General features: G+C 41.9%; 9 protein-coding genes and 3 pseudogenes. 8 read left to right on the top strand and 4 right to left on the bottom strand.

Annotated elements, in window-relative coordinates; all coding sequences use genetic code 11:
• Positions 1-262: 262 nt before the first annotated feature.
• The 4 genes from PX481_RS27865 (at position 263) to PX481_RS27850 (ending at position 3,016) form a co-directional block, all read left to right on the top strand.
• On the top strand, positions 263-976 hold the full coding sequence (locus tag PX481_RS27865; RefSeq protein ID WP_288027998.1) for a biotin--[acetyl-CoA-carboxylase] ligase: 714 nt from the start codon (positions 263-265) through the stop codon (positions 974-976).
• A 45-nt stretch (positions 977-1,021) separates the two neighbouring features.
• Positions 1,022-2,266, top strand: a complete 1,245-nt coding sequence (locus tag PX481_RS27860) for a M23 family metallopeptidase (protein WP_287765080.1) — start codon at positions 1,022-1,024, stop codon at positions 2,264-2,266.
• 212 nt (positions 2,267-2,478) lie between these two features.
• A complete protein-coding gene (locus PX481_RS27855) occupies positions 2,479-2,760 on the top strand; it encodes a hypothetical protein (RefSeq protein WP_288097178.1) in 282 nt (93 codons plus the stop codon).
• Between the two features lies 1 nt (position 2,761).
• Positions 2,762-3,016, top strand: a complete 255-nt coding sequence (locus PX481_RS27850) for a type II toxin-antitoxin system RelE family toxin (protein WP_288097176.1) — start codon at positions 2,762-2,764, stop codon at positions 3,014-3,016.
• Between the two features lie 314 nt (positions 3,017-3,330).
• On the opposite strand, the gene PX481_RS27845 is transcribed toward PX481_RS27850, so the two are convergent.
• Positions 3,331-5,439, bottom strand: coding sequence for an NACHT domain-containing protein (locus PX481_RS27845; protein ID WP_288097173.1), 2,109 nt, complete (start codon positions 5,437-5,439; stop codon positions 3,331-3,333).
• Between the two features lie 215 nt (positions 5,440-5,654).
• Here PX481_RS27845 and PX481_RS27840 point away from each other — a divergent pair.
• From PX481_RS27840 to PX481_RS27825, 4 genes and pseudogenes are all read left to right on the top strand, one after another.
• Positions 5,655-5,924: pseudogene (locus tag PX481_RS27840) on the top strand (aminotransferase class V-fold PLP-dependent enzyme); the annotation flags it as partial.
• Between the two features lie 131 nt (positions 5,925-6,055).
• Positions 6,056-7,798: an ABC transporter ATP-binding protein gene (locus PX481_RS27835; RefSeq protein WP_079209504.1), complete on the top strand. Its 1,743-nt coding sequence runs from the start codon at positions 6,056-6,058 to the stop codon at positions 7,796-7,798.
• 76 nt (positions 7,799-7,874) lie between these two features.
• On the top strand, positions 7,875-9,536 hold the full coding sequence (locus PX481_RS27830; protein WP_288027993.1) for a purple acid phosphatase family protein: 1,662 nt from the start codon (positions 7,875-7,877) through the stop codon (positions 9,534-9,536).
• 47 nt (positions 9,537-9,583) lie between these two features.
• On the top strand, positions 9,584-10,012 hold the full coding sequence (locus PX481_RS27825; protein ID WP_002759720.1) for a hypothetical protein: 429 nt from the start codon (positions 9,584-9,586) through the stop codon (positions 10,010-10,012).
• Here PX481_RS27825 and PX481_RS27820 read toward each other — a convergent pair.
• The 3 genes and pseudogenes from PX481_RS27820 to PX481_RS27810 all read right to left on the bottom strand — a co-directional run.
• A complete protein-coding gene (locus PX481_RS27820) occupies positions 10,009-10,221 on the bottom strand; it encodes a winged helix-turn-helix transcriptional regulator (RefSeq protein WP_269464993.1) in 213 nt (70 codons plus the stop codon). The genes PX481_RS27825 and PX481_RS27820 overlap by 4 nt on opposite strands.
• Positions 10,208-10,423 (bottom strand): annotated as a pseudogene (locus PX481_RS27815) (IS701 family transposase); the annotation flags it as partial. The gene PX481_RS27820 and the pseudogene PX481_RS27815, both read right to left, overlap by 14 nt.
• Positions 10,372-10,591, bottom strand: a pseudogene (locus PX481_RS27810) (hypothetical protein); the annotation flags it as partial. The pseudogenes PX481_RS27810 and PX481_RS27815, both read right to left, overlap by 52 nt.

Here is a 10,591-nt window from a genome sequence, read left to right as displayed (position 1 = left end):
CACACCCCACACCCCACACCCCACACCCCACACCCCACACCCCACACCCCACACCCCACACCCCACACCCCACACCCCCCCCCCCACACCCCACACCCCCCACCCCCCAACCCCCACCCCACCCCCCCCCCCCCCCCACCCCCCCCCCACACCCCACCCCCCACCCCCCACACCCTACACCCTACACCCATCTCCCCACACCCCACACCCCACTTCCCCATCTCCCCACTTCCCCACTTCCCCACTTCCCCACTTCCCATTTATGCCCAAAATCCATCACTTTGAACTATTACCTTCCACTAATACTCAAGCTTGGCAATTATTAGAATCGGGGGAAAATCCGCCTTTTGTGGTGATTGCTAGTCAACAAAGTGCCGGGAGAGGACAATGGGGACGGGAGTGGATTTCTGAACCGGGAGGATTATATTTATCTTTGGCGTTAAATCTGGATTTAGAGGTGGATAAATCTGCCCATCTCGTTCTCGCTACAGTTTGGGGCATCGCTCATCACCTGAATTGTCAAGAAATACCCGTTAAAATCAAATGGCCGAACGATTTAGTCCTATTAGGGCGCAAACTAGGGGGAATTAACCTAGAAACCCGTATTCAAGGCCAAAACATCCCGCAAGCAGTCATCGGAGTGGGCATCAATTGGGCTAATCCCGTCCCCCCCACGGGCATTAATTTACAAGCTTTGGCCGGCAATAAAATCACCTCGATCGCTCAATTAACCGATGTCACCAGCGATGCTATCCTATACGGCTATGAATATTACTGTAATCACGGCATAAAAGCCTTATTAGCCTCCTACTTAGAACTTTTTGCCAATTTTGGTCAAAAGATAGTTTTCGAGGGCTATCAGGGCATAATAACGGGGGTAAGCGATCAAGGGGAATTAAAAGTTAAACTCACCTCGGACAATGCCAGTAGCGAAATCTATCTACCGGCGGGTAGGGTCAGTCTCGGCTATAATTGAGTCTAAATATTTTTTTGACTAAACTGTGAGAAGTGAGGCCGCCCTATGTATCCTTCATCGGTGATATTGAAACTTTTTCTCGGAAAATCCTTAAAAAAGAAGCTGAGTTTATGCAGTGGTCTCGGTTTAGTAATCAGCGGTCTGATTACTCTTGCTCCCAATGCGATCGCTAATTCCGAAACTGGCAGCGAAACCCCAGTGGTGGAAAATGCCGCCCCGACTCTGAAAGCCCCCGTTATCAAAGAAAATACTAATCCTGCCCCCCGTCTGGCTATCCCCGAAAACCATCAAACCGATATGCCTACCCTTGCCCCCCGGGCCGGCGGTAAAAATAACTTTATCGATACCAGAAACTTTAACCCCCCCAGTTCCGTTGTCGTCACCGAGCGCCGCAGTGGTTGCCAAACGATCGCCCAAAATGGTCAACTGGTAGGAGGTAGCTGTAATCTGGCGGCCCGGTCCCCCCGTCGTCAGCCGGTCAGCACTGTGGCCAAACCCTTACCCCCGGTTAATCTGGCCCGGGTGCGTCTCAATCCTAATCCAGCCGTGCGGGTAGGACGGCAGCCCCGAAATCAGCCGGTTATCGCTAATAATTCCCTGGGTCGTTATGCCCCCACTCTCGTGGCTTCTAGCGCCCCGGTACGTCTGGCTGCCCCGACGGTGATTCCAAGTCAGGTGGTGGCCCTCAATCCCCCGGAATGGAATGGCGTAAAATTAGCTTTGGCCCCGGTGACTCGCGCAGAAGTGGAGGCCATCAGCGAAGCGACCACCTATGAGCGGGCCACCCGTTTAAGTCCCACGGATTCTAACCCAACTCAACGCACGGATTTACTCTTTCCCCTCGCCCTTCCTGCCCAAATTACCTCGGTTTTCGGGTGGCGAAATCATCCAGTCAGCGGGAATCGGGCCATGCACGCGGGTACTGATTTAGGCGCACCTATGGGAACACCTGTATTAGCCGCCTACGCAGGGGAAGTGGCCACCGCCGACTGGTTAGGAGGTTACGGATTAACGGTGATTTTACGTCACCTCGATGGTAGTCAAGAATCTCGTTATGCCCACCTTTCGGAAATTACCGTCAAACCGGGAGAATGGGTGGAACAGGGCGCGGTTATCGGTCGTGTGGGTAGTACGGGACTTTCTACCGGTCCGCACCTACACTTTGAATGGCGACACCTAACCGAACAGGGTTGGACCGCCGTAGATGCCGGTTTACATCTAGAATTAGCCCTCGATAATCTGGTGCAGAGAATGCAAATGGCCGCAGCCACTGACCCTAATCAGAATTAATTTGTTTTGGGTTACAAATATAGCGGTTTTTGGAACTTAAAAACGCATCGTTGAGCTTTTGCCCAATTGATGCGTTTTCATACATTCGCAGTCTTAAGTAGTTGGACAAAAGTAAAGTTAACTGTGGGGTAAGGAGTCGGTCGTCAGGAGTCAGGAGACAGGATACACGCTAAGATACAAATAATAAACTTGAGAGAAGCACTTGATTAAATATGACTCTAACTAACGTTGAAGTAAATCCCTCGACTCCAGAAGATTTTTTAGATTCTGAAACATTAGTACAGGTCGATTTAATGCAGCAAAAGATTCAACAATATATACAAACCCTATCAGTAGAAAATTTAAAGATGATTCTAGAATTTGCCGCTTATTTGTCAGATAAAGAAAGTGAAAAGGCAACGCAAGAAATTAGAGCAATCCCGAATATTATGGAACATTTGAAAGAAGCTGAAATGGATTTACAATCAGGTTTTCTCATTGATTGGGAAAGCTGAGATGACTTATAAAGTCCGTTTGACAGCTAAAGCAAATAAAGTTTATTCTGAAGCGGATCCAATCTTAAAAAAGAAGATTGCTAAGTGTTTAAAACTCCTTCAAGAAACACCGAAAAATCACCCTCAAATTAAAGCATTAAAGGGAGAATTTGCTGGGAAGTATCGCTTCCGCGTTGGAGACTATCGGGTTATCTATACAGTTGATGATAGTCAGTCTCAAGTTATCGTCTTACCGCCAATAAATAGGGTTTGCTGAATAAATGTGAAATGTAGGCAAGATAGGGGTTTTGTGGCTTTACGAGCGAAACAGGTGCAAGATTCTGAGAGAATCGTGCTTCAAAACCTTGCGTCTTCATGGTTCCGCGTCCTGTAGGGGCGAAGCATTCGGACAATAACTTATCGGTGAAACCGTAGATTTTCTATCCGAATGCTTCGCCCGTACTTTTTCAGCAAACCCTATGTTCTATAAAAATGGTAATGCAAGGTTTTTGAAGCTCCCAATCCTCATAGTGTTAATATTCGCTAATCTCATCCAATTGGAAAGGCAAAATTTGAGAAAAAAAGTAGAAGTTAAGGAACGCGGAGCATTCGTTCTTCGATTTCTTGCCAGACGGTAGGGGAAATATTAACAGCCACTTTTTGGCAGTCGAGAATCAGGCGATTAATATAAAAATAATGCTTGTCTATTTCGCTAATTTCTTGGCGGGTGGATAAATTAAGTAATTCAGGCGTTAAATTAAAAGCAGTATTCGAGATTTTAAATAATTGATAAAAAAATTCTTGATGTTCTTTTCTAGTTGCTTTATCATCAGGAATAATTTGTTTTAAAGCTTCTAAATCAGCGATTAATTGGAAAAAATTAACCCTAGAAACAATTCGATACTGAGCAAATAATTTAACTAACCGGACAAACTCATGAATGAAGTTGAAGGTAAAGAGGATACCAGAGATGTTGTAGGCGATCTCGGGGGCGTAGGCGTAGGCGATGATGATGCTGTGGGTGATGGGGATGCCGATGAGGGTGCCGATGCCGATGACGTTGGGGATGACTTTGGCGTAGGCGATGAAGAGCCAATAGGCGAGCGCTCTTCTTCCTACAGGTTTAATCGGACTATCAACAGAATCTTTAGTCATCTCATCTGCCCATTGTAAAATCGGCACTAATTTTTGACCGAGGGGCGTTTTAAGATAATTATGGGCTTCTTTCTCCATTGCTAATAACAATTTATCGGCTTTCCCTCGCATCAAACCCGCCACTAACAAAAACACCTCTTGCCAACGAGTTTCTGTTACATAATTCTTAACTGCTTCTTCAATCAAATCATTATCATAGATATACTGAGCCGTGAGGTATTCCTGAAGGGTTAAATGAGAAAAAGAATAGATATTTCTCGCCCGCTCTACTAAAATTCCCTGTTCAATTTCAATGGTTTTTAATACTTTTTCTCCGTCTAAATGTTGCGGAGCATTTAAGTTTTGTTTAAGGTGATCTTTAATTTGCTTAACAATTTCTCGTTTTTCTAAAAAAAGTTTATCTGCTACAAAATTCTGATAAGCGACTTCAGATAGCAAAATTTCTTCTTGCTCAATACTGAGATTTTCATAAACTAAACCGCGATTAGGTAAACGTTTTTCGGCTGACCATGTTTCCAATAAAATTCGTAACGCATCTTGATAAAGGCGACTGCGATTTGTGGGAAAAGATTGATTTTTATCATAAACCAAACACAAAAAAGTCAACAATAACGGTGTATGGGCTAACTCTTTTGCACTTTTATACTCCTCCTTTTGCAACAGTTCCCAACAATTTTTAGCCGTCTCATTTTTCCGATCTAATTCCGAACTAAACCAATGTTCAATAAAACTTTGAATTTGCTGATCATCAAATTCGACAATTTCAATATCGGTAAATTGTCGAAGATGAGTTCTAGCAGCAGTGCGACAGGAGAGAATAAAACGATTTTTATGATGCCTATCTACAAAATCTTTGATTTTCTCGATTACATTATTCACATTAGCTGTTGGCACTTCATCCAAACCATCTAATAAAATTAGTAATTCCCCTTTTTCTAGTTTATTGCTAATATTTTTTTCCACATTGGGAAAACCACAGATTTTAAACTCCTCTTCAATTAATGCCTGAATATTAATCTCGTTTTCTTTAAAGTTTTTCAACTCCAGTAAAACAGGTGTTAGAGGATGCTGATAACTGCCTTTATTTCCCTTGAGAGCTTCTAAACCAACTTTTCGCAAAAATGTAGATTTACCAATACCGGGATCACCAAGTACCATTAAATATTGTTCTTGATTAGCCAAAAGTAAACCATCTTTTTTACCATCATCCCTAAAGTTAAACCGTCGCTGCTTACTCTCACGATATTTATTTTCTAAATTTTCATCATAATAATCCCTGACTAAATTACCCAAACATTTGACATTAATATAAATTGACTCCAAATCCATCGGCTTAGACATTTTTAAAACCTTAATCATGCCGTGCCGATCCCAGTAACGTTGAGTATATTCCCGCAAAAAAAGATACTTTCCTTCTTTGATAAGCTGCCCGACATCTTTATTCAATAACTCATTTTTATTAATACCCTCCCACCCCGATTTAATCATTTGACCAATAAAATTATTAGTCAATGCCGTTACAATGGTTGTTTCAATTCCTGTCATAACTTAACCCCTGTAAACCCTCTGACGCTTAGTATAAGCCAGAAAGCGGGTTTCTCATCATCAACTCAGAAAGCGGGTTTCTCAACAACCCAGAAAGCGGGTTTCTCAACAACCCAGAAACCGGGTTTCTTAAGGAAAACCGTTTTCTAATCTCTTAAACGGCTAAACTGAGAATAGCTGCCTGTCTTGACTCTCATTTCTCAGATTGTAAAATAATGCAAATTTATCTTGACTATAGTGCCACTACCCCCACTCATCCCCAAGTGATCGAGCGGGTTGCCACTATTCTCCGGCATCATTGGGGCAACCCCTCCAGTTTACACAGTTGGGGACAGGATAGGGCGACAGTCATCGAAATGGCCAGAGAACAGGTAGCAGGGTTAATTAATGCCAATTCAGACCAGATTATCTTCACTTCTGGCGGTACGGCTATCAAGCTAAAATTGATCAGCCCCCCGGTAAACCGCCCAAGGCTGGTTCTAATGTTAAGGAGAAAAAATAAAAATTCTTGGGTGGGAAATGTGGCCGCATCTCATAATCCACTGATTATCTATTCCCCCTTTTGCCTGTTCCCTATTCTAACTGATAACTGATCACCGATTACTGATAACTGAATATGGCTTATTCTCGCATTAAAAAACTAGCAAATTATCTACGTCCCCATTGGCAAATAGTAACTGGGGGGGTAGTTGCTCTGCTTATTGTTAATCTTTTGGGTGTTTATATACCGCTTTTAATCCGGGATAGCATCGATGATTTGAGTAAATCCTTTGACTTTCAAAAAATCATTTATTATCTGATTTTAATTGTCGCTTTAGCCTCGATTATGTGGTTTATCCGCATGATTTCCAGAGTATTGTTATTCGGGATCGGTCGTCAGGTAGAGTTCGAGCTTAAACAAAAAATCTTTCAGCATTTATTAACCCTTGAACCTGCCTATTTTTCTCGGCAAACTTCAGGAGATTTAATCAACCGTGCCACTAGCGATGTGGATAATATCCGTCGTCTGGTGGGTTTTGCTTTGCTCAGTTTGGCTAATACTTTTTTTGCCTATGGGTTAACTTTGCCTGTAATGTTAGCGATTCATATTCCCCTTTCAATCGCCGCTATTTCTGTCTATCCTTTGATGTTAATTGCTGTGCAGTTATTTAGTGGTCGTCTGCAGCGGCAACAGAAAAAAGTACAAGAAAAACTCTCGCATCTGAGCGATTTAATTCAAGAGGATATGAGTGGTATTACTCTGATTAAAATTTATGCCCAAGAAGGTAACGAGCGCCGAGCATTTAAGCAAAGAAATCGCAAATTACTACAGGCTAATTTAGATTTAGTCCAGACTCGTAATTTTCTTTTTCCCCTGATTGAAGCTTTGGCCTATGTCAGTTTATTGGCGTTGCTTGCTCTCGGTACTAGACAAATTATAGCGGGTAATATCACCATTGGGGACTTTATTGCTCTGTTAATTTTGGCAGAAAGATTAGTTTTTCCCACTGCTTTATTAGGTTTCACTATTACTGCCTACCAACAGGGAGAAGTGAGTATAGATCGCCTGGAAACTATCCTATTAGCCGAGGCTAAAATTAAAGACAATGCCGATTGTATTCACTTAAAAAATATTCAAGGAAAAATTACCGCCAAAGCCTTGACTTTTTTCTATCCTGATGCTAAGGAACCCGCCTTAAAATCTCTTTCTTTTACCATTAATCCGGGGGAAACGGTAGCGGTCGTCGGTGCGATCAGATCGGGAAAATCTACCCTTGCTAACGCTATTCCCCGTCTTTTGAATATTGCTGAGGGACAGTTATTTATTGATGATCAAGATGTCACTCAAATTGCCCTGGAAGAGCTGCGAAAAGCGATCGCTTATGTTCCCCAAGAAAGTTTTTTATTTAGTACCACCATTGAAGATAATATCCGTTATGGCGATCCGCTGCTGAATTTTTCGGCAGTGGAATCGGCGGCCAAACAAGCGAGAATTCAGGAGGAAATCGAGAATTTCCCGCAAAAATACGGAACTTTAGTGGGAGAACGTGGGATTACTCTTTCCGGTGGTCAACGTCAACGGGCCTCTTTAGCGCGCGCTTTAGCCATCCAAGCACCGATTTTAATCCTTGATGATGCCCTATCTAGCGTCGATAATCAAACGGCTACAGCTATTTTGGAAAATATCAGCCAAGAAAGCCAAAAAACCGTGATTTTTATCTCCCATCAATTATCGGCCGCTGCCACTGCTGATCGCATTTTTGTCATGGATCGCGGAGAAATTGTCCAGATAGGAACCCACGAGGAGTTAATCGCAGTCCCCGGAGTCTATCAAAATCTCTGGCAACAGCAGCAGTTAGAGTCTAAGGTTTTACATTAGCCGATAAAATAGGGAATCTGCCAGTTATTGCCGGTTAAGCTGTGGACTATCTCAATTACTCCTTAAGACCGTTTAAATGCAGCACAGCAGTTATCTTTTAGCGACAATGAACAAGAATCAACTTTTAACCGAACCTTTTTTACAATTACCCACCGAAACATCAGTACAAGTGATTTGGTTTACGGAATTTTTTGGCACTCGTCATCAGGTGCGCTACGGGGAAAAACTAGAGAAAATTGCCCTCGCTCGCACTAGCAAATTAACTAGAGTTAGAGAAGATGCAAAATCGAGAACCGTTGAAGCTTATCAATCTTTAACCGCTCGAGAAATCTGGCGACATCAGGCCGAAATTACTGATTTAAATCCCGGGGAAAGGATTCCCTATCAAGTCACCAGTTTTCAGGAAAATACAGCGATTAGAAGTGATATTTATACCCTTACCCCAAGACCCAAAAAAGGAACTAATCTCAAAATTCTGCTCACTTCCGATCATCAATTAATGCCCATGACTGCCGCTAATTTACAAAAAGTTAGCGAAACTATTGGACAGGTAGATGCAGTTTTTTTAGCAGGAGATTTAGTTAATATACCCGATCGAGCTTCCGAATGGTTTGATGATATTCGCGGTGGGGCATTCTTTCCCTGTTTACAAGGTCGTGCCAATTATACTCTGACAAAGAATGGTATTCAGACTATTTATAAAGGGGGAGAAATTATTCAAAATGCGCCCTTATTTCCTGCTATTGGTAATCATGAAGTTATGGGCAGATTTTCTACTTCTATAGGTTTAAATGAACAGTTTGAAGATGCTATTCCTCAGTTTATTGCTAAACAACTAGCAGAGGATACAGCAGTAATTAATGAAACCTGGTTAAAAAATAATGCTTTCAACACAGAAACCTACGAAGAAATTTTTTCTTTGCCTCAAAATAAATATTATTCTCTAACCTTTGGCGATATTCGTTTAGTGGTTTTATATGTTACTAATATCTGGAGAAATCCCAATTTAGAACCCAGTGCAACGGGAAGATATTACGAAAATCAAAGAGATTTAGATAGACCCGACCGCTGGGGTTACGGTCAGCATATTTTTGAGCCAATTGCTCAGGGTAGTCCTCAATATCAATGGTTAGAAAAAGAGTTAAATAGTCGAGAATTTCAAGAGGCTAAATATAAAGTAGTTATGTTTCATCATCCTCCCCATACCCTAGGAGGAAATATCGTTCCACCCTACACCGATCCCGTGCCGACAATTCAACGGGATACCACGGGAAAAGTTAGCTCAGTACGTTATGATTATCCCCAAGAAAATGATTATATTATTCGTGATCTAATTCCCTTATTAGAATCAGCCAAGGTTAATTTAGTTTTTTATGGTCATTCTCATTTATGGAATCGTTTTCTTAGTCCTAAGGGTATGAATTTTCTCGAATCTTCTAACGTTGGTAATAGTTATGCTGCTTATTTAGGTGATAAAAAACGTCCTGTACCCCTCGATAGAAATTATGCAGCCATCGGTAATCCTAATGGATTAGAAGCAATTATCCCGAATATTGCTCCTCTAGTGGATTGGGTTAATCAACCTTTACCCTATATTGCCAGTAATGATCTGACGGTTTTTAGCATTTTAGATACAGAAAAAGCAACCGTGAGCAGTTATCGTTTTGATACCCGTTATCCTGACTCCGAGGTAATTAAATTTGATGAATTTGACCTTTTTAGCGTAGGTGAAATATAATAAAATCAAAGAGTGCCGGTTAAATAGATTCTCTTGGGGTTAATTGTATGACTACTGTTACTAGCAATGATATTCAAGAATTGAAAGACTTACTCTCGGCAATGCGACAGGAAAACCGCGAGCAGATGATTTCCCTGCGAGAAGAAACCCGCGAGCAAATAAGTTCCCTGCGAGAAGAAACCCGCGAGCAAATTGATACGCTAAAGGAAGATAATCGCAAACAACTAGAAACCCTGAGAGAAGAAAATAACAAGCAATTTGTTAACCTACACAAAGAAATCACGGAAGTGAAAATTATAACGGCTAAAATTGAAGGAACAATTCAATCCCAAGCAGTATTAACCCAAAAAATTCCCGATTTAATCGAGAAAGTTGGGGAATTAAAAAACTGGAAACAAATAGCTATTGTCGCTATCACTGCTTTTACCAGTGCCACAATTACTTGGTTTATTCGAGGAGGAAATTTGAAACCTTAAAGTCTGGCATTTTTCTCAATTCCTAATTGGTGCATTTCCAGAATAATCGGTTTCAGGGTTTCTCCGAAAGCGGTTAAAGAATATTCAACTTTGGGAGGAATTTCTGGATAAACTTCTCGGTGAATCAGTCCATCTAACTCTAATTCCCTCAGTTGTTGGGTGAGAACTTTTTGACTAATGGGACTTAAACAAATTTTAAGCCCAAACAAAGCCGAAACTGGCTTGATAAGCGGCAAACACATCCTGATTCTCGGTCAGCCACCTAAAGAAACGAAAAGACATCGCTGTCCGAAAAGCTTCCAAAGCTTCCACAAAAGTGTTTAAAGGTCGATTCGTCCACCGCCTTTGCAGTCCCCCAGTTAACTTATGCCACAGGATAAATGTATAGGCACAAAACACCAAGATAAAATAAAGTGATGTAATCGGTTATAAACTACTCCGACGGCATTATTGGCCATTTGAGGGAGGTTTTTCCTCTCACTTTCCCCTAATAATCCTCCTAAATAGGGGCTGCTGAAAAAGTTTTTCGTGGGGGCAGGGTGTGGGGTGTGGGGTGTGGGGTGTGGGGTTTTACCCATT

It is taken from the genome of Microcystis sp. M53603_WE2, assembly GCF_030065435.1.
Note: the sequence above shows the minus strand (reverse complement) of the source record. Positions and strands in the feature narration are given on the sequence as shown.

Coding starts and splice junctions, on each gene's coding strand:
- PX481_RS27865 (WP_288027998.1), top strand. CDS start 263: ATGCCCAAAATCCATCACTTTGAACTATTACCTTCCACTAATACTCAA.
- PX481_RS27860 (WP_287765080.1), top strand. CDS start 1,022: ATGTATCCTTCATCGGTGATATTGAAACTTTTTCTCGGAAAATCCTTA.
- PX481_RS27855 (WP_288097178.1), top strand. CDS start 2,479: ATGACTCTAACTAACGTTGAAGTAAATCCCTCGACTCCAGAAGATTTT.
- PX481_RS27850 (WP_288097176.1), top strand. CDS start 2,762: ATGACTTATAAAGTCCGTTTGACAGCTAAAGCAAATAAAGTTTATTCT.
- PX481_RS27845 (WP_288097173.1), bottom strand. CDS start 5,439: ATGACAGGAATTGAAACAACCATTGTAACGGCATTGACTAATAATTTT.
- PX481_RS27835 (WP_079209504.1), top strand. CDS start 6,056: ATGGCTTATTCTCGCATTAAAAAACTAGCAAATTATCTACGTCCCCAT.
- PX481_RS27830 (WP_288027993.1), top strand. CDS start 7,875: ATGCAGCACAGCAGTTATCTTTTAGCGACAATGAACAAGAATCAACTT.
- PX481_RS27825 (WP_002759720.1), top strand. CDS start 9,584: ATGACTACTGTTACTAGCAATGATATTCAAGAATTGAAAGACTTACTC.